The sequence below is a fragment of the Mycolicibacterium psychrotolerans genome, assembly GCF_010729305.1.
Taxonomy (GTDB): domain Bacteria; phylum Actinomycetota; class Actinomycetes; order Mycobacteriales; family Mycobacteriaceae; genus Mycobacterium; species Mycobacterium psychrotolerans.
Genome location: NZ_AP022574.1, coordinates 2,631,745 through 2,651,919, shown reverse-complemented (window position 1 = coordinate 2,651,919; position 20,175 = coordinate 2,631,745). Strand labels below are relative to the sequence as shown.

Annotated in this window: 23 protein-coding genes; 14 read left to right on the top strand and 9 right to left on the bottom strand. The window is 68.3% G+C overall.

Annotated elements, in window-relative coordinates; genetic code table 11:
* Nucleotides 1-8 precede the first annotated feature (8 nt).
* Complete coding sequence (locus G6N45_RS13150) at nucleotides 9-485, bottom strand: hypothetical protein (protein WP_163722725.1); 477 nt, start codon at nucleotides 483-485, stop codon at nucleotides 9-11.
* A 35-nt stretch (nucleotides 486-520) separates the two neighbouring features.
* Here G6N45_RS13150 and G6N45_RS13145 point away from each other — a divergent pair, with 35 nt between their 5' ends.
* The 10 genes from G6N45_RS13145 to G6N45_RS13100 all read left to right on the top strand — a co-directional run bounded on the left by G6N45_RS13145 (nucleotide 521) and on the right by G6N45_RS13100 (nucleotide 9,374).
* Nucleotides 521-1,813 (top strand): NADH-ubiquinone oxidoreductase-F iron-sulfur binding region domain-containing protein, encoded by a 1,293-nt coding sequence (locus G6N45_RS13145; RefSeq protein ID WP_163722724.1) that lies wholly within the window; start codon nucleotides 521-523, stop codon nucleotides 1,811-1,813.
* An 8-nt stretch (nucleotides 1,814-1,821) separates the two neighbouring features.
* Nucleotides 1,822-2,115 carry a ferredoxin gene (locus G6N45_RS13140; RefSeq protein WP_179965369.1) on the top strand — a complete coding sequence of 98 codons (294 nt, stop codon included), beginning with the start codon at nucleotides 1,822-1,824 and terminating at the stop codon, nucleotides 2,113-2,115.
* Nucleotides 2,112-3,767: a thiolase C-terminal domain-containing protein gene (locus tag G6N45_RS13135; protein WP_163722722.1), complete on the top strand. Its 1,656-nt coding sequence runs from the start codon at nucleotides 2,112-2,114 to the stop codon at nucleotides 3,765-3,767. The genes G6N45_RS13140 and G6N45_RS13135 overlap by 4 nt, the downstream gene beginning before the upstream one ends.
* Nucleotides 3,764-4,648 (top strand): alpha/beta fold hydrolase, encoded by an 885-nt coding sequence (locus G6N45_RS13130; RefSeq protein WP_163722721.1) that lies wholly within the window; start codon nucleotides 3,764-3,766, stop codon nucleotides 4,646-4,648. Before G6N45_RS13135 ends, G6N45_RS13130 begins: the two co-directional genes overlap by 4 nt.
* Nucleotides 4,648-5,469, top strand: coding sequence for an NAD(P)-dependent oxidoreductase (locus G6N45_RS13125; RefSeq protein WP_163722720.1), 822 nt, complete (start codon nucleotides 4,648-4,650; stop codon nucleotides 5,467-5,469). Before G6N45_RS13130 ends, G6N45_RS13125 begins: the two co-directional genes overlap by 1 nt.
* Nucleotides 5,466-6,257: an NAD(P)-dependent oxidoreductase gene (locus G6N45_RS13120; protein ID WP_163722719.1), complete on the top strand. Its 792-nt coding sequence runs from the start codon at nucleotides 5,466-5,468 to the stop codon at nucleotides 6,255-6,257. Before G6N45_RS13125 ends, G6N45_RS13120 begins: the two co-directional genes overlap by 4 nt.
* Before the next feature lie 118 nt (nucleotides 6,258-6,375).
* On the top strand, nucleotides 6,376-7,578 hold the full coding sequence (locus G6N45_RS13115; RefSeq protein WP_163722718.1) for a cytochrome P450: 1,203 nt from the start codon (nucleotides 6,376-6,378) through the stop codon (nucleotides 7,576-7,578).
* The gene (locus G6N45_RS13110; RefSeq protein WP_163722717.1) at nucleotides 7,575-7,775 is read left to right on the top strand and encodes a ferredoxin; all 201 of its coding nucleotides are present in this window, start codon (nucleotides 7,575-7,577) and stop codon (nucleotides 7,773-7,775) included. Before G6N45_RS13115 ends, G6N45_RS13110 begins: the two co-directional genes overlap by 4 nt.
* A 94-nt stretch (nucleotides 7,776-7,869) precedes the next feature.
* Nucleotides 7,870-8,751: an alpha/beta fold hydrolase gene (locus G6N45_RS13105; protein WP_197746874.1), complete on the top strand. Its 882-nt coding sequence runs from the start codon at nucleotides 7,870-7,872 to the stop codon at nucleotides 8,749-8,751.
* A gap of 38 nt (nucleotides 8,752-8,789) precedes the next feature.
* Nucleotides 8,790-9,374 (top strand): TetR/AcrR family transcriptional regulator, encoded by a 585-nt coding sequence (locus tag G6N45_RS13100; protein ID WP_163722716.1) that lies wholly within the window; start codon nucleotides 8,790-8,792, stop codon nucleotides 9,372-9,374.
* 3 nt (nucleotides 9,375-9,377) lie between these two features.
* Here the strand turns inward: G6N45_RS13100 and G6N45_RS13095 are convergent, their stop codons facing one another.
* From G6N45_RS13095 to G6N45_RS13085, 3 genes are read right to left on the bottom strand one after another with little or no spacing between them, the layout of a single operon-like run.
* Entirely contained in the window at nucleotides 9,378-9,662 is a 285-nt protein-coding gene (locus G6N45_RS13095) for a DUF1330 domain-containing protein (RefSeq protein WP_163722715.1), read from the bottom strand.
* Between the two features lie 16 nt (nucleotides 9,663-9,678).
* On the bottom strand, nucleotides 9,679-9,870 hold the full coding sequence (locus tag G6N45_RS13090) for a ferredoxin (protein ID WP_163722714.1): 192 nt from the start codon (nucleotides 9,868-9,870) through the stop codon (nucleotides 9,679-9,681).
* Nucleotides 9,867-11,141 (bottom strand): cytochrome P450, encoded by a 1,275-nt coding sequence (locus G6N45_RS13085; RefSeq protein ID WP_163722713.1) that lies wholly within the window; start codon nucleotides 11,139-11,141, stop codon nucleotides 9,867-9,869. The genes G6N45_RS13090 and G6N45_RS13085 overlap by 4 nt, the downstream gene beginning before the upstream one ends.
* A gap of 252 nt (nucleotides 11,142-11,393) precedes the next feature.
* Between G6N45_RS13085 and G6N45_RS13080 the strand changes: the two genes are divergently transcribed.
* Genes G6N45_RS13080 through G6N45_RS13065 form a run of 4 tightly spaced genes read left to right on the top strand, consistent with a single transcriptional unit; the run spans nucleotide 11,394 to nucleotide 15,264 of the window.
* A complete protein-coding gene (locus G6N45_RS13080) occupies nucleotides 11,394-11,954 on the top strand; it encodes a TetR/AcrR family transcriptional regulator (protein ID WP_179965318.1) in 561 nt (186 codons plus the stop codon).
* An 18-nt stretch (nucleotides 11,955-11,972) separates the two neighbouring features.
* Entirely contained in the window at nucleotides 11,973-13,271 is a 1,299-nt protein-coding gene (locus G6N45_RS13075; protein WP_163722712.1) for an acyl-CoA dehydrogenase family protein, read from the top strand.
* On the top strand, nucleotides 13,271-14,293 hold the full coding sequence (locus G6N45_RS13070) for a phosphotransferase family protein (protein WP_163722711.1): 1,023 nt from the start codon (nucleotides 13,271-13,273) through the stop codon (nucleotides 14,291-14,293). Before G6N45_RS13075 ends, G6N45_RS13070 begins: the two co-directional genes overlap by 1 nt.
* A 5-nt stretch (nucleotides 14,294-14,298) precedes the next feature.
* Nucleotides 14,299-15,264: an NADPH:quinone oxidoreductase family protein gene (locus G6N45_RS13065; protein WP_163722710.1), complete on the top strand. Its 966-nt coding sequence runs from the start codon at nucleotides 14,299-14,301 to the stop codon at nucleotides 15,262-15,264.
* A gap of 2 nt (nucleotides 15,265-15,266) precedes the next feature.
* Here the strand turns inward: G6N45_RS13065 and G6N45_RS13060 are convergent, their stop codons facing one another.
* The 5 genes from G6N45_RS13060 to G6N45_RS13040 all read right to left on the bottom strand — a co-directional run bounded on the left by G6N45_RS13060 (nucleotide 15,267) and on the right by G6N45_RS13040 (nucleotide 20,158).
* Nucleotides 15,267-15,767 carry a hypothetical protein gene (locus G6N45_RS13060; RefSeq protein WP_163722709.1) on the bottom strand — a complete coding sequence of 167 codons (501 nt, stop codon included), beginning with the start codon at nucleotides 15,765-15,767 and terminating at the stop codon, nucleotides 15,267-15,269.
* The gene (locus tag G6N45_RS13055; protein WP_163722708.1) at nucleotides 15,764-16,414 is read right to left on the bottom strand and encodes a TetR/AcrR family transcriptional regulator; all 651 of its coding nucleotides are present in this window, start codon (nucleotides 16,412-16,414) and stop codon (nucleotides 15,764-15,766) included. The genes G6N45_RS13060 and G6N45_RS13055 overlap by 4 nt, the downstream gene beginning before the upstream one ends.
* Nucleotides 16,415-16,505: 91 nt before the next feature.
* Nucleotides 16,506-17,666, bottom strand: a complete 1,161-nt coding sequence (locus G6N45_RS13050) for an acyl-CoA dehydrogenase family protein (protein ID WP_163722707.1) — start codon at nucleotides 17,664-17,666, stop codon at nucleotides 16,506-16,508.
* 16 nt (nucleotides 17,667-17,682) lie between these two features.
* The gene (locus G6N45_RS13045; RefSeq protein ID WP_163722706.1) at nucleotides 17,683-18,828 is read right to left on the bottom strand and encodes a thiolase family protein; all 1,146 of its coding nucleotides are present in this window, start codon (nucleotides 18,826-18,828) and stop codon (nucleotides 17,683-17,685) included.
* Nucleotides 18,829-18,931: 103 nt separating this feature from the next.
* The gene (locus tag G6N45_RS13040) at nucleotides 18,932-20,158 is read right to left on the bottom strand and encodes a CaiB/BaiF CoA transferase family protein (RefSeq protein ID WP_163722705.1); all 1,227 of its coding nucleotides are present in this window, start codon (nucleotides 20,156-20,158) and stop codon (nucleotides 18,932-18,934) included.
* Nucleotides 20,159-20,175 lie beyond the last annotated feature (17 nt).

Genomic DNA, 20,175 nt, shown 5'->3' with positions numbered 1-20,175 from the left:
CGACGCGCTCAGTCCGTCGTGACGATGTGCACCTCGCAGTTGGTCGAGGCCTCCAGGGCGGTGTGGATGCGGCTCTCGGGCACGCGCATCAGGTCGGCCTTGCGCAGCGTCACCGTGAGGATGTCCCATCCGTCCGCACCGGGCGCGCGGTCGATGTGGCCGATCACCCCGAAGCCGGCCAGCACTCCGAGAGCATCCTCGTCGGTACCGTGGCTGACGAACGTCAGCACCCCGGCCACCGGTTCGGTGCCGAAGGCGCGGGCGCACAGGGCAATTCCCGTGGCCTGCAGGGCCGCCGAATCGGTGCCCGTCATCAGGATCTCGACTTCCCGGCGTTTCGGCGGCAGACCGGCGAGGTCGTCGGCGATCACCTGCCATCCCGCCGTCTCGGCAAGTTCGGACAGTGCGGCCATCCCCGAGCGCAATTGCCCGGCCGAGAGCTTCCCGTCCGGATCGATTCCGATCCGGACCACCGCGGTTCGCATGACGGGAACAGTAGCCCGGCGTGCAGGAGGTCTCGATGAGCACGGCGATGAACACCGATCTCACGGTCACCGCATGGCCCGGCCTGACGCCGCGGCTGCTGCGGAGCGCGCCGGGACCGGAGGCGCTCGACGAGTACCGCGGCGCCGGCGGCTACCAGGACATCGCAGATCCCGCCGCACTGCTCGACGAGATCAGCCTCGCCGGTGTGCTGGGCCGTGGGGGCGCCGCGTTTCCGATGGCGGTGAAGCTCGGGACGGTCCGCGATGCGTCGCTGCGGGGCCGCGACACGGTGCTGGTGGCCAACGGCGAGGAAGGCGAGCCGGCATCGGTCAAAGATCGCTGGCTGCTGCGTCATCGGCCGCACCTGGTGCTCGACGGGCTTCGGTTGGCCGCGCGCATCATCGGCGCCCGAAACGCTCACGTGTACGTCTCGGATCCTCGTGCCGCACGGGCCGTGGCCGATGCGCTCGATGAGGTGGGCGCCGACGGGCTCGACGGGGTGACCGTCGGAGTGCGGACCGTCGCACCCGGTTACGTCGCCGGCGAGGAGACCGCCGCGGTGCGGGCCATCAACGGCGGTCCGGCCAAGCCCACCGACAAGCCGCCGCGCCCCTTCGAACAGGGCGTCGGCGGCCTGCCCACGGTGGTCAGCAATGTCGAGACGCTCGCCAACCTGCCGTTCCTGGTCAAGCACGGCGCCACCGCGTACCGGGCGTACGGCGCGCAGGGCTCTCCCGGCACCTTCTTGGCGACGCTGACCGGCGGGGGCCGCGGACCGGGACTCTACGAGCTGCCGTTCGGCGTACCGATGGCCGAGGTGCTGGCCCTGCACGGCATTCCGCTCGACCGCGTGCGGGGAGCCCTGATGGGCGGGTACTTCGCGGGTCTGCTGGACCGGCGGGTGCTGGCCTGCACCGTTGACCACGACTCGCTGCGGGCGCACGGAAGCGGCCTGGGGTGCGGCGCGGTGTCGGTGCTCACCGACGAATGCCCCGTGGCGGTCGGTGCGGCAGTGCTCGCGTACTACGACCGCGAGAACGCCGGGCAGTGCGGGTCGTGCTTCAACGGCACCGCCGCGATGGCCGCCGCGGCAACGGCGCTGCGGGACGGTGTGGCGAGCGCCGACGATCTGGAGCGCCTCGAGCGGTGGTCGGTGGTGCTGCGGGGCCGGGGTGCATGCGCCACGCTCGATGCGGCCACCAACATCGCCGCGAGCATGCTGGCGATGTTCGGTGACGACGTCGCTCGGCATCTCGACGGCAACTGCCCGGACTGCGCCGCCGCGGCCTACACCGCGCAGCGGCCCTTCGAGGTGGAGTCACTGTGACAGACCGACTGCGGATCAAGCTCGACCGGACGCTGTGTGACGGATTCGGAGTCTGCGCCAAGCACGCACCGGGCTACTTCTCGCTCGACGACTGGGGTTACGCGGTCCTCGTCGGGGACGGCGACATCCCCGAGCCTGATCGCGATGCGGTCCAGCGTGCGCTGATGGACTGTCCCGTGCACGCCATCATGGAGCTGACCGAGCGCCGCCCGGACGACGCGCACGTCGCCGAGGTGACCGAGCCGGATCTGGAGCATCTGAAGGTGGGAGACAACGAGGCGGAGTGGGGCTTCACCCGATGAGCGGTGAGACACGGATGCCGCTGCCGCAGTTGACGTTCGACAACGAGTTCTTCTGGACCTCGGGCGCCGACGGCACACTGCGCATCCAGGAGTGCCGGGCCTGCTCGGCGCTGATCCATCCGCCGCAGCCGGTGTGCCGGTACTGCCGCGGCCGAGACATGGGAGTACGTGAGGTCTCGGGGACGGCGGTGCTGTCGGCCTTCACCGTGAACCACCGCTTCAACATCCCGGGGCTGGCGGCGCCCTACGTCATCGCCCAGGTCGCGCTGCAGGAGGATTGCCGGATCCGGTTGACCACCAACATCATCGACGCGGACGCGGACGAACTCGAGATCGGCCAGCTGGTCGAGGTGGTGTTCGAGCAGAACGCCGACGTCTACCTGCCCCTGTTCCGGCCGGTGTCCCCGAAGCAGTTCGGCGCCGAGCCGACCGACGAGATCGCGCCCGTTGACTTCGGTTCCCACGTCCGGCCGATGCTGCGCACCGAGAAGTTCGAGGAGAAGTCGGCGATCACCGGCATCGGTGCGTCACGGCTGGGCCGGCGGCTGATGGTCGCGCCGCTGTCGTTGACGATCGAAGCCTGCGAAGCAGCCGTCGCCGATGCCGGGCTGACCTTCGCCGACATCGACGGCCTCTCGACCTATCCGGGGCTGGACATCGCCGGCATGGGTGAGGGCGGAGTCACCAAGCTCGAAGGGGCGCTGGGCCTGCGGCCGACGTGGATCAACGGCGGCATGGACACCTTCGGGCCGGGCGGTTCGGTGATCGCGGCGATGATGGCCGTCGCCACGGGTATGGCCAGGCATGTGCTGTGCTTCCGCACCCTGTGGGAGGCGACGTTCGGGCAGTTGGTGAAGGAGGGCCGGCTCACGCCCCCGGGAGGTGCCCGCACCGACAGCTGGCAGATGCCGTTCGGCGCGGTGTCGGCCGCACACACGCTGGCGCTCAACGCGCAGCGGCACTTTCACCGATACGGCACGACCCGGGAGACCCTCGGCTGGATCGCGCTGAACCAGCGCGCGAACGCGGCGTTGAATCCGACGGCGATCTACCGGGATCCGCTGACGATGGAGGACTATCTCGGCGCCCGGATGATCACGACGCCGTTCGGGCTCTACGACTGCGACGTGCCGTGCGACGGCGCGGTCGCGGTCGTCGTCTCCGCCGTCGACACCGTTGCCGACCGGCCGAAGCCGCCCGTGTTCGTCGAGGCGGTGGGTACCCAGATCATCGAGCGCACCGACTGGGACCAGACCACGCTGACCCACGAGCCGCAGGTACTCGGTCAGGCGGCCCACCTGTGGACGCGGACGTCGTTGCGCGCGAACGACGTCGACGTCGCCGAGTTGTACGACGGCTTCACGTTCAACTGTCTGTCATGGCTGGAAGCGCTCGGGTTCTGCGGTATCGGCGAAGCCGGCGACTTCCTCGACGGCGGATCGGCGATCGCCCGCGACGGCGCCATCCCGCTGAACACGCATGGCGGCCAGCTCTCCCACGGCCGCACACACGGCATGGGTCTGGTGCACGAGGCGGTCACGCAGCTGCGCGGCGAGGCCGGCGACCGTCAGGTCGACGGCGCCCGGGTCGCGGTGGTCAGCAGCGGCGGCCTGACGCCCAGCGGAGTCATGCTGCTGCGGTCGGGAACATGAACGCCTCCGCTCCCGCCCGCCGGGTCGTCCTGGTGGACGGCGTGCCGATGTCCGGGCTCGCGGTGCAGGTGTCCGATCCCCGCGGGGTGATCGTCGCGCTACACGGCGGCGCGACGTCGTCGGCGTACTTCGACTGCCCGGGCCGACCCGAGCTCTCCCTGTTGCGAGCTGCAGCGACACAGGAGTTTTCGGCGATCGCCCTGGACCGGCCCGGCTACGGCGCCTCGGGCCTCTACGCCGACGGGTTCGCCGACCCGGCGCAGCGGGTGGCCGCCGCGTCGGGCGCGGTGGACGCGATGCTCGGTGGGGGCGCCCGGGGCGCCGGGTTGTTCCTGGTCGGACACTCGGCCGGATGTGAGCTCGCGCTGCGGATGGCGACCGCTCATCCCGGGGTGATCGGCATCGAACTCGCCGGCACCGGATTGCGCTACACCGACGCCGCGCGCGACGTGCTCAGCGAGGCCTCGCTGACCTCCCGGCCGGCTGGCCTGCGCGACCTGCTGTGGCAGCCCACCGACCTGTATCCACCAGAGGTGCTGACCGGCGCGCTGTCGGCCCCCGGAGCGCCTTACGAAGGCGAGGTCACGGCGAATTGGCCGCGCCACGACTTTCCGGCCACGGCCGCCCGGTTGCGAGTTCCGGTGCAGTTCAGCGTCGCCGAGCACGAAAGCGTCTGGGATTCCGATCCGCAGGCCGTGGCGGCGATCGCGGCGCTGTTCACCTCGTCACCCCGCGTGCGCCTCAACGAGATGACGGGGAGCGGACACAACCTCAGCGTGGGGCACAGCGCCGGTGAGTACCACCGCAGTGTGCTGTCCTTCGCCGAAGAATCTCTCGCGGCCCTCCCGGATCGCGACCCCGACCACGTGGAGGCGAGTTGATGCGCGTCGGTTTCATCGGATTGGGCAGCCAGGGCGGGCCGATGGCCCGGCGCATCGCCGAAGGTGGCTTCCACACCACACTGTGGGCACGGCGGCCGGCCAGCCTCGAGCCCTACGCCGACACACCGGCCCGAGCCGCGGCCACCCCGGCCGAACTCGGGGCAGCCTGTGACCTGGTGTGTCTGTGCGTCGTCGGTGACGACGATGTGCGTGAAGTGCTCGGCGGCGAGAACGGGGTGCTGGCCGGCATGGCACCCGGCGGTATCGTCGCGATCCACAGCACCGTCCATCCCGACACCTGCAGGGAGATCGCCGAACAGGCTGCCGCACAGGGCGTCACGGTCATCGACGCCCCGGTCAGTGGTGGGGCGCCCGCCGTGGAACAGGGCACGCTGATGGTGATGGTCGGAGGCGACGCCGAGGTGGTCGAGAAGGTGCGCCCCGTGTTCGCCACCTACTCCGACGCGATCGTGCATCTCGGCGGACTGGGCAGTGGCCAGGTCGCCAAGATCCTCAACAACCTGCTGTTCAGCGCCAACCTGGGTGCGGCGATCAGCACCCTCGAGCTGGGTGACGCGCTCGGCATCGCGCGCGACCGGCTCTGCGAGGTGCTGCATCGCGGCTCCGCGACCAGCAAGGCGATCGGCAGCATCACGATGTTCGGTGGCACGCTCGACGGGCTGGCGCCGATCGCCGGCGCGCTGCTGCAGAAAGACGTCCGGCACGCCGCCAGCCTGGCGGCGCATGCGGCGGCGCCGGAGGGCACGGTGTTCGCCGACGCGGACACGGCGCTGCGGCTGATGGATCATCCGCGGTCATGAGGGTCGGCTTCGTCGGCGCGGGTCGCATGGGGTCCCCGATGGTGCAGCGCCTCGTCGGGGCGGGCCACGACGTCGTCGTCCTCGGCCGAACCGACGAGAAGCGCAGTGCGGCAGTCCGGCTCGGCGCGCACGCCGTCCGGGACATCGCCGGGGTGGTCGACGGTGCCGACGCGGTGGTGTTATGCGTGTTCACCGACGAGCAGGTCGCCGAGCTGTGTCTGGACGGCGAGCTGGTGGCGGGCATGTCCCCCGGCGCCGCACTGGTGCTGCACACCACCGGAAGCCCCGCCACTGCGCGGTCCATCGCCGCGCGGTTCGGCCATGTCGACGTCGTCGACGCCCCCCTCAGCGGGGGTCCGCACGACATCGCGGCGGGGCACGTGACCGTCTTCGCCGGCGGCAGCGACGACGCGATGGCGCGTGTGGCGCCACTGCTCGGCGTCTACGCCGCCCCCATCGTGCATGCCGGCGCCACCGGCGCGGGCCAGCTGGTCAAGCTCGTCAACAACACGGTCTTCGCGGCGCAGATCGGGCTGGTCGCCGAGGGGGTACGGCTGGGCAACCGGCTCGGCGTGGACGAGGGTCGTCTGCTGGAGGCGTTGACGCACGGCAGCGCGCAGAGCCGGGTGCTGTCGATGATCGCGGCCGCGGGTTCGGCGGATGCTTTCATCGCTGCCGTCGGTGAGTTCATCGGCAAGGACGTCGCCGTCGTGCGCGCCACCGTCGCCGAACTCGGCGGTGACCTCGGTGGGCTCGAGGCCATGGTGGACGCGGGGGTGCGGGCATGACGCGCGGTTGCCGGAAAACCGAGGATTTCCGGGCCATGGTGGCGCATACTGTAGCCGTTACATTAAGCCAGACCTTCGTAACGTTTCCGGCTCTGAGGACAGCGCCGAGGAGGACGCAGTGACCACACCCCGGTTGGTGTTCGATCCGGTTTCTGAGGATTACTTCGACAATCCGTACGAGATCTACCGGCGGATGCGCGACGAGGCGCCCGTCTACTACGACGAAGAGGAGGACTTCTACGCGCTGACCCGGCACGCCGACGTGGCGGCGGCGTTCAAGGATCACGAGTCGTTCTCGTCGGCGCGTGGCTGCGACCTCGGCATGGTGCGCTCCGGCGAAGTGCCGCAGAAGTCGATCATCTTCATGGATCCGCCGGACCACCGGCACATGCGCAGCCTGCTGAACAAGGCCTTCACCCCGCGGGCGATCCAGAATCAGCGCGAGACCGTCGTCGAGCTCGTCCGGCACTACCTCGCCGCGGCCGACCCCCATCACTTCGACGTCGTGCAGGACTTCTCCGGACCGTTCCCGGTGGAGGTCATCACGCGAATGGCCGGGGTGCCCGAGGACTTCCGCCAGCAGGTCCGGCACTGGATCGACACGAGCCTGCATCGCAAACCGGGCCAGATCGCCATGAACGACGAGAACATGCAGGCCAACATCGACTCCGGCATGTACTACTACGGGCTCGTCCAGGAGCGCCGCAAGAACCCGCAGGACGACATGATCAGCCGTCTCATCGCCGCCGAGATCCCCGCTGAGGACGGCAGCCTGCGCAAGCTCGACGACATCGAGATCACCGGCTTCACCACGCTGCTGGGCGGAGCGGGCGCCGAGACGGTGACCAAGCTCGTCGGCAGCGCCATCGTCGAGTTCGCCCGCCATCCGGAGCAGTGGCAGAAGCTGCTCGAGGACCGCAGCAAGATCCCCGACGCCGTCGAGGAGCTCCTCCGATACGTGGGCCCGGTGCAGTACAACGTCCGGTACAGCCTCAAAGATGTCGAATTGCCCAGCGGCACAGTGCCTGCGCACAAGCCTGTCTTCCTGATGGGGGCGGCGGCCAACCGCGATCCGCGGGCCTTCGACGACGGTGAGACGTTCGACATCGACCGGGACCGCACCCAGGCGCAGAACCTCGGTCTCGGCTACGGGATCCACAGCTGCCTCGGCGCGGCGCTGGCCAGGATGGAGACCGCGATCGCACTCGAGCACCTCCTGGACTTCATGCCCCGGTTCGAGGTCGACTTCGACGGTTTGCAGCGGGTCAGCATGCAGAACGTCGCGGGCTACCACCACGTCCCCGTCACGGTGCTGCCATGAGCCGCAAGATCGAGGTCGATTTCGGCCTGTGCGAGAGCAACGCGGTGTGCATGGGCATCATCCCCGAGGTCTTCCAGGTCGACGACGACGATTATCTGCACGTGCTGACCGACGAGGTGACCCCGGAGAACGAACAACAGGTCCGGGAAGCGGTCCGGCAGTGCCCCCGGCAGGCCATCTCCATCGTCGAGACGTGAACCGCGGGATGACACGGGTTGTCACCGGCGCGCGACTGCGTTACGGTCCCAGGTAGACAGATCGGTCTGTCTACTAATCCTCCGGAGGTTCCCCGTGACCAGCGAGCAAACACCGGAAGGATTGACCAGGGACAAAGTCGACGTCGGCGGGTTGGGAATCGACTACGTCACCGGCGGGAGTGGACCGACACTTGTTCTGCTGCACGGATATCCGCAGACGTGGTACGAGTGGCGGCATGTGCTGCCCGCACTCGCCGAGCACTACACGGTGGTCGCGCCCAGCCTGCGGGGCGCCGGGCGCAGTGACGCTCCACCGGCAGGCTACGACAAGAAGACGATGGCAGCCGACATCCATGGACTGCTCGTCGCCCTGGGTCTCGACAGTCGGGTGCGGATGGTCGGCCATGACATCGGCACCATGGTCGCCTACGCGTACGCCGTGGCCCATCCTGATGAGGTCACCAAACTCGTGCTCAGCGAGGCGCCGATACCGGATCCCGCCATCTACTCGTTCCCCTCGCTGACTCCGGACGGACCAGGGGCGTGGCACTTCGGATTCTTCAACCTGGCCAACGGCTTCGCCGACGAACTCATCGCCGGGAACGAGAAGCTCTGGGTAACCAAGTTCATCGATGCGCTGGAGATGATCAAAGGCTCGGTCACCGACGAAGACATCTCGATCTACGCCGAATATCTCAGCGACCCAGCACATCTGCGCGCCAACCTCGCCTGGTTCCGTTCACTGCCGCAAGACATGGCCGACAATACCGAGTTCGGCAAGACCAAGCTCGCGATGCCCGTTCTCGCGATCGGAGCAGAAGGCAGCCTCGCCGATTTCGTCGGCATCCAGGTGAAGAACTATGCATCCGACGTCACCCCGGCGGTCATCGCCGGCGCCGGGCACTGGATCTACGAAGAACGGCCCGACGAGATGACGCAGGTGCTTCTCACGTTCCTGCACACCGACGATGGCTAGTATCGACAAGTGTGACGACGTCACCACGTAGTGCGGCCATGGACGCCGTCCGCCCGCGTGATCGGATACTCGACACGGCCGACGCCCTGTTCTTCTCGGTCGGGGTGCGTGCGGTCGGAGTCGACCGCATAGTCGCGGAGGCGGGCGTGGCCCGTGCGACGTTTTTCAAGCACTTCCCCACCAAGGACCATCTGATCGCGGCGTACCTCGAGCGCCGCGCGGAGCGTGCCCGCACCGACCTCATGGCTCTGCGGGAGGACCACCGCGCGCAACCACAGCGCATACTGTCCGCGATTGCCGACGTCGTCGACGACTACCGCAACCTACCCGGCTTCCGGGGATGCGAGTTCATCAATGCCGCTGCCGAATTCGCGGATCCGGCGCACCCTGCGCACCGTCTCGCCATCGATCACCGCCAGTGGGTGACCGATTTCCTCGTCGAGGTTCTTGCCGACATGGGACATGACGACGCCTATGCCACCGCACGCGCGATGATGATGGTGCGCACCGGCGCGCTCGTCGGCGCCTCGCTCGAGATCGGAGTGGCCGACAGCAGCATCGGCACTCTGCTGTGGAACACCCTCGCAACCAGAGGCTTACGTGCTATGACATCGGCCGACTAGAAGTCAGAAGCCGGAGAGAATGGCGCCGTTGCAGTCCGCCGCGGCATGCCGCAGCGGGACCGCCTCCTGGTAGGCGTCCGAGTGATACCACTCCTTTGCCGCCTCGACGGATTCGAATTCCAGCAGCACGGTCTGGCTGCCGTGCCACTCGCCCTCGATCGTCTCGGCCTTGGTGTCGAACGCCAGCACCGTGGCGCCTGCCATCGCCTTGCTCGCGAGCTTGCCGTATTCCGCCATCCCGGCGGGATCCTTGACGTCCTCGGTGATGACGATGTAACCCTTGGGCACTCGAATGCTCCTGTTCTCAGTCGGTTTCGCTGATCGCCCGCTCGGGGCAGTTCTCGATGGCCTCGCGCGTGGCGCCTTCGTACTCGGCCGGGACCTCGCCGGGGGTCGCGACGGCCCAGCCGTCGTCGGTCATCTCGAAGACCTCGGGGCACAGCGTCAGGCACATGCCGTGCCCGGCGCAGCGGTCCTCGTCGACGGTGACTTTCATAGGACGTCGAACTCCAGGTGGAGTTCGGTGAGCCCGCGCAGGATGTACGTCGGGATGTACCTGTACCGGCGGCCGCCCGCCGGTCCGTGCTCAGCTTCGGAGATGCGGATGTCGGTGGTGCGGTCCAGCAGTCGCTCGAGCCCGACGCGGGTCTCGGCCCGCGCCAGTGGCGCGCCGGGGCAACTGTGGATGCCGCGGCCGAAGGCGAGGTGCTGACGGGCGTTCTTGCGCTCCGGGTCGAAGGTGTCGGGATCGGAGAATCGGCGTGGATCGCGGTTGGCCGCACCGTTGATCACCATCAGGGTGGTCCCCGCGCCCAAGGGCTGGTCGCCGATCGTCGTCGGCACCCGCGACAACCGGAAGTCGCCCTTGACCGGGCTCTCGATCCGCAGGCATTCCTCGATGAAGTTCGGCAGCAGGCTGCGGTCCTGGCGCAACTTCGCCTGGATGTCGGGGTTGTCCCCCAGGACCTTGAGCGCGGTGCTGAGCAACCTGACCGTGGTCTCCTGGCCGGCCGAGAAGACGTTGGTGGCCACCCGCACCACGTCGCCGACCTCAGGCAGGGAGCCGTCCGGGAACGTGGCGGTCGCCAGCCCGGTCAGCACATCGTCGCGCGGTTGCGCACGCCGCTCCTCGACATAGATCGCGAAGACCTCGTAGAGGAATTCCAGTGGCGTCTTGTTCATCGTCTTCTCGGCATTGCCCACCGCGCTGCCGTGTGTCCCGCGGGCCAGCCGGTCGATCAGGTCGTCGCGATCCCCCTCCGGCACGCCGAGCAGGTCGGCGATGACGCGCAGCGTGAACGGAGCGGCGAATCCTCCGATGAACTCACCGTGGCCCGGCGCCAGGAAATCGTCGAGGATGTCGTCGGCGAGCTGCCACATCGCGTCCTCGTTCTCCTTGAGTCGCTTGGGCGTGATCAGCCGCATCAACAGCGCACGGTGATCGGTGTGCGTGGGCGGGTCCAGCGTCGGAAGCTGGTCGCTGAACGGGATCTCGTCGCGGTGCGCTCTGATCACCTCGGTCACGTCGTCCCCCTCCAGCGGGACCGGGAAGCCGGGGAACGGGCCGGTCACCGAAATGCACGACGAGAACGTCTCGGCGTCGTTGTACACGTCGACCGCCTCCTGCCAGCCGGTCACCATCGTGACGCCGTAGTGGTTCTCGCGGCTCACCGGGCACTTGTCCCGTAGCGCTTTGTAGAACGGGTACGGGTCGTCGGTGAGCCGGCCGTCCCGGAAGAAGTCGACCGCGGTGAGGTCTTCAGGCATATTCGCTCCGTTCGACGATCTCGCCATACGAGAACGTTATTCTCATCCTTGCGCATCAGGTTTTCACACCGGCCCCGCGCCGTCAACGAGAGCGGCGTCCCCCGCGAGGCGCTGCCACCCAGTTAGACTCTGGTCAGCTCTTGGCAGCGGCGAAATCGGCTGATAGCGTCGCCCTTTGTGACGTCCACCACTGCTGGCTCCGGTCAGCGTCGCGCGTCGTTTCAACGCGCGCGGTCACACGAGACCAAACGCATGCTGGTCCAGGCAGCTATGGCGCTGTGGCGCACCAAGGGGTACGCGACCACCACGGTCGCCGACATCTGCGCCGCAGCCGGTGTGTCGAAAGCGTTGTTCTACTTCTACTTTCCGCGCAAAGAAGATGTGCTGTTCGAGGTCGGCGTCTTGTCCACGCAATCCGCGTACCGCACCATCCACGCGATGCTCGACAAGCCCTACGAGATCGACGCCGTCCTGCGCGCGGCGCTCACGGCGTTCGAGCGGTCGATGGCGCGCAATCCGCCCGAGCTCATCATCGAGACGATCCTCGAGGGTTACCGGCATGAACACCGCATTATCGCCGCGGGCAGTCCGTCCGCCGTGGAGGCGGACATGTTCACCGAACTGTTCGAGCGCGCGCAGGCCGACGGCAAGCTCGGGCCGGACGTCGACATCGCACACCTGAGCTACCTGGCGCAGACGCTGGTCAGCGAGGGCGCCCGGCACTGGGCGGCCGGCGCCTTCGGTGACCGCTCATTCGCCGACGTCGTCACCACCGACATCTGCACCGTCATCACCGGATACCAGAGATCCTGACGCAGGCGAGGAGGCCGCATGTGGGACTTCGAGACAGATCCCGACTATCAGCAACTGCTGGACTGGGCGGATGCCTTCGTCCGAGACGAGGTCGAGCCCCTCGACCTGATCTGGCCGCACCTGCAGTTCACGCCGCTGACGCAGACGCGTCGCAAGGTCGTCGACCCCCTCAAGGAGCGTGTGCGGCAGAAAGGGCTGTGGGCCACCCATCTCGGACCGGAGCTCGGCGGGCAGGGCTACGGCCAGTTGAAGTTGGCGCTGCTCAACGAGATCCTCGGCCGCTCGCAGTGGGCGCCGGTCATCTTCGGATGCCAGGCACCTGACACCGGCAACGCCGAGATCATCGCGCACTACGGCACTGCGGAGCAGAAGGACCGCTATCTGCGCCCGCTGCTCGACGGGGAACTGTTCTCGAGCTACTCGATGACCGAACCGCAGGGCGGAGCCGATCCCACGCAGTTCACCACCAGCGCGGTCCGCGACGGCGACGACTGGGTGATCAACGGCTGGAAGTACTTCTCCTCCAATGCCAACACCGCGTCGTTCCTCATCGTGATGGTGGTGACGAACCCCGACGTGAGCCCATATCAGGGGATGTCGATGTTCCTGTTGCCCACCGACACGCCGGGGGTGAACATCGTCCGCAACGTCGGCTTGCACGGCGAACGCGACGGTGAGGGCAGCCACGCGCTGATCCACTACGACAATGTGCGCGTTCCGGGTTCGGCGCTGCTCGGTGGCGAAGGCCAGGCGTTCGTCATCGCGCAGACGCGGTTGGGCGGCGGCCGGATCCATCACGCGATGCGCACGATCGGGCTGGCGCAGAAGGCGATCGACATGATGTGCGAGCGGGTGCTGAGCCGGCAGACCGCCGGCAGCCTGCTCGCCGACAAACAGGCCGTGCAGGCCTACATCGCGGACTCCTACGCGCAGCTCAAGCAGTTCCGGTTGCTCGTGCTCCACACCGCCTGGGAGATCGACAAGTACAACGACTACAAGAAGGTCCGCAAGGACATCGCCGCAGTGAAAGTCGTGATGCCGACCGTACTGCACGACATCGCCTGGCGCGCCATGCAGGTGCACGGCGCGCTCGGCGTGACCAACGAGATGCCGTTCCTTGCCATGGTGACCGGTGCTGCGGTGATGGGACTGGCCGACGGCCCGACCGAGGTGCACAAGACGACGGTGGCCAAGCAGGTGCTGCGCGACTACACCGCCAGTACCGATGTCTGGCCGTCGGAGTGGTTGCCGCGCAAGCGCGATGCAGCACGCGAGCGGTTCGCGGAGTACCTGGAGGCGGAAGTCGGGAACAGGTGATGAGCGAGGCTGTGCACACCGAGAGGCTGGCGGCCTGGATGGACGAGGCTGCCCTGCCCGGCAAAGGAGAACCGCTGCAGGCCCGCTTCCTCTCGGGCGGTACCCAGAACGTCATCTACGAACTCACCCGCGGCGACGAGCGGTGCGTCCTGCGGATGCCACCACCGGGCGCTCCCCAGGACCGCGACAAGGGCATCCTGCGCGAGTGGCGGATCATCGAGGCGCTCGACGGCACCGAAGTGCCGCACACGAAGGCAGTCGGCGTCTGCGAGGATCCGTCGGTGCTCGGCCGGCCGTTCTACCTGATGGGGTTCGTCGACGGCTGGTCACCCATGGACACCCACGGCCGCTGGCCGGAGCCGTTCGCCAGCGACGGTTCGCTCCGGCCGGGCCTGAGTTATCAATTGGCCGAGGGCATCGCCCTGCTGTCGAAGGTCGACTGGCGCGCCAAGGGTCTGCAGGACCTCGGCAGGCCCGAGGGCTTCCACGAACGCCAGGTCGCCCGTTGGATCGGCTTCCTGAAGCGCATCAAGAAGCGCGACCTGCCCGGGTTGGAGGTGGCGACGGCGTGGCTCACGGCGCACAAGCCCCTCGACTTCGTCCCCGGCCTGATGCACGGCGACTATCAGTTCGCCAACGTGATGTACCGGCACGGCGCACCGGCCCGGCTGGCCGCGATCGTCGACTGGGAGATGGGCACGGTGGGTGATCCGAAGCTCGATCTGGGCTGGATGGTGCAGAGCTGGCCCGGCGCCGACGGCACATCGGAGATGAACTACGTCGACATGCGTGGCATGCCGTCGCGCGACGAGGTGGTCGCGCACTACGCCGCGGTGTCGGGACGTCAGGTCGACGACCTGGATTACTACCTGGTGCTGGCGAAGTGGAAGTTGGCCATCGTGCTCGAGCAGGGCTTCCAGCGGGCCGGCGACGACGAGAAGTTGCTCGCCTTCGGACCGGTGGTGACAGACCTGATGGCCTCGGCCGCCGACCTCGCCGAGACCTCGGACTACCGGGGATAGCCACGGTGCGTGCCGCAGTCTGTCCGGCGTTCGGCTCTCCCGAGGTCGTCCGCATCGAGCAACGCGACGTCCCTCCCGCCGGTCGCGGCCAGGTCGGCGTCCGCGTCGACGCGGCGGCGGTGAACTTCCCGGACGTGCTCCTGATCGCCGACTCCTACCAGGTGAGCCTCCGGCCGCCGTTCGTCCCGGGCAGCGAGTTCGCCGGCGTTGTCGACGAAGTCGGTTCGGGCGTGGATGGTTTCGCGGTCGGCGACCGCGTCACGGGTACCGGGATCGCCGGCGCGTTCGCCGAACGCGTCGTGGTGGACGCGGCGAGCCTGGCGGCGGTGCCCGACGGTCTGGACATGTTCGCGGCCGCGGCCTCCGGCGTCGCGTACCACACAGCGTTGCACAGCCTGCGATCGATGGCGCGGGTCCGCGCGGGCGACGAACTCGTGGTACTCGGCGCGGGCGGCGGCGTCGGCCTCGCCGCAGTCCAACTGGGCGTCGTGCTGGGCGCGCAGGTCACCGCCGTCGCGTCGTCCCCCGAAAAGCTGGCCGCCGCATCTCGTTACGGTGCCAACCATGCGATCGATCACCGGAACGTGGACCTGCGGGCCGCGCTGCGGGACGTGATCCCTGCCGGTGCCGACGCCGTGCTCGATCCCGTCGGCGGCGGGCTGAGCGAACCGGCGCTGCGCAGCCTGCGCCGGGGCGGCCGGTTCGTCACCGTCGGCTTCGCCTCCGGCACGATTCCCCGTATCCCGCTGAACCTCGTGCTCATCAAGGGCGTTCACGTCCTGGGATTCCAGTTCCAGGACGTGCCGGCCGAGGAATTCGCACGCACCGAGGAGGAGATGCGCACGCTGCTGGCGGATCGCCGGGTCGTTCCGCACATCGGAGCGGTGTACCCGCTCACCGAGATTGCGGCGGCGCTGCGGCACGTGGCCGACGGCCGAGCCGTCGGCAAGGTGCTGATCGACCTCCGATGAACTCAGCTGGCGGGCACCAGATCCGCAGCGACGGAGGCCATCATGCCGCAGCAGAAGATCTCCGAGCGCGCCACGGACTCCCCCGCCACGCCGGCCGCCGCCAGGGCCTGCGCCTTGAACGCGCGGGCGGCGGCGCTGAGCCGGTGCTCGACGACGTCGACGCTGCTGTCCAGTTCGGACGACCGGAGCTCACCCCACAGCGTCACCTCTGTCGCCCCCTGGGACAGCGCGCCGAGTACGCCGGCGCGGACGCGTTCGTCGCGGCCGAACAGATCGGCGGCCACCGCGACGGTCTGCGGGTGGGGTCGCGCTTCCCAGGACTGCAGCACCGACTCCAGATCAGCGGTTGCGGCGCCGAGGATCTCCAGCGCACGGACATCGTCGTCGTTGCCGACCAGAACGGTGACGTCCCAGCCGGCCGTCACCCGGTCGTAGACCCAGCCGCCGGCGAACCGCACCGCGTCGACCACCGTGGGCGTGACGATGTCGAGCCGGTACCTCATGTCGGCGTGGCCTCCGATCGTGTCGCCGCCAGATCCCGGCCCAGCGACTTTGCGTACTCCGTGAACACCTCGGTCAGCGGGATTGCAGGATCGAGCAACCATAGGGTCTCCATTCCGTTGATGAAGGCGAGAATCTCCGTGGCCTTGACGGCCGCGTCGACGTCGGTGCGATAGCGACCTGCCCGCTGGCCGCGCTCGATGATCTTCCTGATGATGTCGACCGCGGCCCGGTACCGGTTGTGCAGGCGGTCGTGCAGCGGGGCGTCCGGAGCGATGTTCTCGGCGAGCAGGACGGTGAAGGTGCCCACCAGTTCGGGAGCACGCTCGAAGCGCTCGGGAACACGCATCAACTCGGTGATCAGATCACCGGACCGGTCGGCATGCGCGTCGTCGTCGGCATCGCGCGCATCCAGCACCGCGTTGAGGAGCTGTTCTTTGGACTCGAAGTGGTGCAGCAGCCCGGCAGACGTCACGCCTGCCTCTCGGGCGATCTGCGCCAACGATGTGGACCGCCATCCGTTGCGTGCCAGCAGACGCTCGGCCACCGCGAGAATCCGTTGCCTGCGGTCCTCCCCCTTGGCGAACAAGGTCGCGTAGGGACGCCTGGGCGAACCCACATCGGACCCGGCGGATTGCGCGGCAGACACTGATCTCCTCGGCTCGAACCAACCTAGTGAACACACAGTAGGTAGGTTCGGCGGATGTGACAAGGGTCTCAGAGAAATTGGGGCGGGTCGTCTACAAACCCAGCGATTTGGCGATGATCACCTTCATCACCTCGCTGGTGCCCGCGTAGATGCGGGCCACCCGCGCATCGGTGTACAGCCGCGCGATCGGATACTCCACCATGTAGCCGTAGCCGCCGAAGAGCTGCAGGCAGCGGTCCACGACGCGCTGCTGCATCTCGGTACAGAACAGTTTGACCCGGGCCGCGTCGGCACCGGAGAGCTCGCTGTCGACGTGCAGCGCGACCGCCCGGTCGAGCATGGCCTGCGCGGCTTCGACCTCGGTCGAACAGGCCGCGAGCTCGAACTTGGTGTTCTGGAACGACGCGACCGGCGTGCCGAAGGCCGTGCGGTTCTGGGTGTAGTCGATGGCCGCGGCGATCGCCGAACGGGCCTGCGCCACCGAGCCGACCGCGACCGTCAGCCGCTCTTGGGCCAGGTTGTGGCCCAGGTAGCCGAACGCCTCGTCCACCTCGCCGAGCACATTCGCCGCAGGCACACGCACGTCGACGAACGACAGTTCGGCGGTGTCCTGCACCTTGCAGCCCATCTTCTGCAGCTCGCGGCCGCGGGTGAACCCGTCCATGCCGTCCTCGACGACGAGCAGGGTCAGACCCCTGCGACGGTTGTCCGGGTCGGTCGACGTTCGCGCGACGACGATCACCAGATCGGCCTGCATCCCGCCCGTGATGAAGGTCTTGGCGCCGTTGACGACGTAGTGGGGGCCTTCTGAATCAACACCGCGCACCGCCGTTGTCCGCATGCCGGCGAGATCGGAACCGGTGCCGGGCTCCGTCATCGCGATCGCGGTGAGCAGTGTGCCCGCCGCCATTCCCGGGAACCACCGCGCGCGCTGCTCGGCGTTCGCATAGTGCAGGAAGTACGGCAGGATCACCTCGAGTTGGGTGCGCACCGTCGACAACGTGACCAGCGCGCGCGCCGCCTCCTCCTGCAGCACGACGTTGTAGCGGTAGTCCGGCACACCTCCGCCGCCGTACTGCTCGGGGATCGCGACGCCCAGCATGCCCAACGTGCCCATGTGTTCGAAGACTTCGCGCGGCATCCGGCCGCCCTGCTCCCACTGCGGGTAGTGCGGGACGACCTCCTTCTCGACGAAGTCACGGGCGAGTTCCCGGAACGCCTCGTGGTCTTCGGTGAACAGATCTCTGCGCATCCGCGCCGCCCTCCCGTCAGCTCACGAGCTCGACGACGGTGGCGTTGGCGGTACCGCCGCCCTCGCACATCGTCTGCAAACCGTAGCGAATCCCGTTGTCGCGCATGTGATGGATCATCCGCGTCATCAGCACCGCACCGGACGCCCCGAGCGGATGGCCGAGGGCGATGGCGCCGCCGAGCGGGTTCAGCTTCGCCTCCTCGGCACCGGTGTCGGCCAGCCAGGCCAGCGGAACAGGCGCGAACGCCTCGTTGACCTCGAACACGCCGATCTCCGACAGGTCGAGCCCGGCTTTGTGCAGCACCTTCTCCGTCGCCGGAATCGGTCCGGTCAGCATGAGTTTCGGGTCCGCACCGGTGACCGCGCCCGCGCGGTAGCGCACCAGCGGGGTCAGCCCGAGCTGCACCGCGTTCTCGGCGGACATCACCAGCAGGGCCGCGGCTCCGTCGGAGATCTGCGACGAGTTGCCGGCGTGGATGACGCCGTCGTCGGCGAACGCCGGCTTCAGGCCGGCCAACTTCTCGACCGTCGTGCCGCGCCGGATCCCCTCGTCGTCGGTGACGACGCCGCCGTCGGTGGCGACGGGAACGATCTGATCGGTGAACGCGCCCACGTCCTGGGCAGCCGCAGCCAGCTCGTGTGACCGGGCTGAATACTCGTCCAGCCGGCTGCGCGGGAAGCCCCACCGCTGCGCGATCATCTCCGCGGAGATGCCCTGGTTGAACGAGAAGTCGTCATAGCGGGCAAGCACTTTCGGCCCGTAGGGCATGCCGGTGGCGCGTGCGGCGCCCAGCGGGACGCGGCTCATCACCTCCACTCCCCCCGCTACCACCACCTCCTGCTGCCCCGACATCACCGCCTGCACGGCGAAGTCGAGCGCCTGCTGACTCGACCCGCAGGCCCGGTTCACGGTGGTGCCCGGGATGTGCTCGGGCCACCCCGCCGCGAGCACCGCGTAGCGACCGATGTTGCTGGACTGATCTCCCACCTGGGACACGCAGCCCCACACGACGTCGTCGATCACGTCGGTGTCGACCCCGGTCCGCTCGATCAGTTCGTTGAGCACCAGCGCCGACAGATCGGCCGCGTGCTGATCCGACAGTCCCCCGTTGCGCTTGCCGACCGGTGTGCGCACCGCTCCCACGATCACGGTCTCCCGCATCTACCTCTGCTCCTCGTCGTCGTATGCGCTTGGGCCTCGTTGGCCGGCGTCTCCGTCACTGTCGCCACTGCCCCGCCGTTGAGCCGCGACGTGCTCTCTGTCGTCACTCATAGGCGGGTCCGATCGACCCCTCCGCGCGCAGCTGCGCGAGTTCCTCGGCCGTGACCCCCAGTTCGGTGAGCACCGCGTCGGTGTGCTCACCGAGGCCGGGTATCGCGCCCATCGGCTGGGTGAAGTCGCTGATGACCGGCGGCGGCCTGAGCGCGGGGATGTCCCCCTTCGGGGTGGCCACGGTTCGCCATCGGTCCCTGGCACTCAGCTGCGGGTGGACCACCACGTCGCTCGGTTTGTTGAACCGCGAGTTGCCGATACCGGCTTCGTCTGCCGTCTTCTGAATGTCTGCCAGATCATGTCGCGCACACCAGGATCCGATCGCGTCGTCGAGGATGTCCCGGTGGGCGCACCGGCCGGGATTCGTCGCGAAGCGTGCGTCGGCGGCCAGATCGGGGCGGTCGATGATCTCCCGCGCCACCCGCTGCCATTCCCGGTCGTTGGTGGTGCCGAGCACCACGGTGTGCCCGTCACGGGTGGGGTAGGCGCCGTACGGCGCGACGGCCGGCGAACCGACGCCCAGTGGCTCCTGGTCGATGCCGGAATGCTGGGTATAGGTCAGCGCGTATCCCATCACGTCGGTCATCACGTCGAACAGACTCAACTCGACCGACGGCGCCGGACCCGGCCGCGGCTGCCGCGCGCGCCCGTACAGCAGCGTCACGATCGACATGGCGGCGTAGAGACCGGTGGTGAAATCGGCCATCGCGGGGCCGGGCTTGGCGGGCATGCCGGGAGAGCCGGTGATCGCGCACGACCCCGACTCCGCCTGCACCAGAAGGTCGTACGCGCGTTTGTGGGAGATCGGGCCGCCGGGACCGTATCCGTCGATCTCGACGGGTATGACGTCGGGATGGCGGTCGGCGAGGTCGGCGGCCGCCACCCCGAGGCGTGCCGTGGCGCCGGGAGCCAGATTGGACACGAACACGTCGGCGCGGTCGAGCAACCGGTGCAGCAGTTCCTCACCCGCGGCGGATTTCGTGTTCAGCGCGACGGATTCCTTGCCGCGGTTGCACCACACGAAGTGGGCGGCCAGACCGCCCGGGCCGTTCACGACATCGTCGTAGTGACGGGCGAAATCGCCGCCGTCGGGATTCTCCACCTTGATCACGCGGGCGCCGAAGTCGGCGAGCACCCGGGTGCACATCGGCGCCGCGACAGCCTGCTCCATCGCGACGACGGTGACATCGGCCAGCGGCGCGGCTTTCGGAGTCGACACGTGTTCAGACAACCACA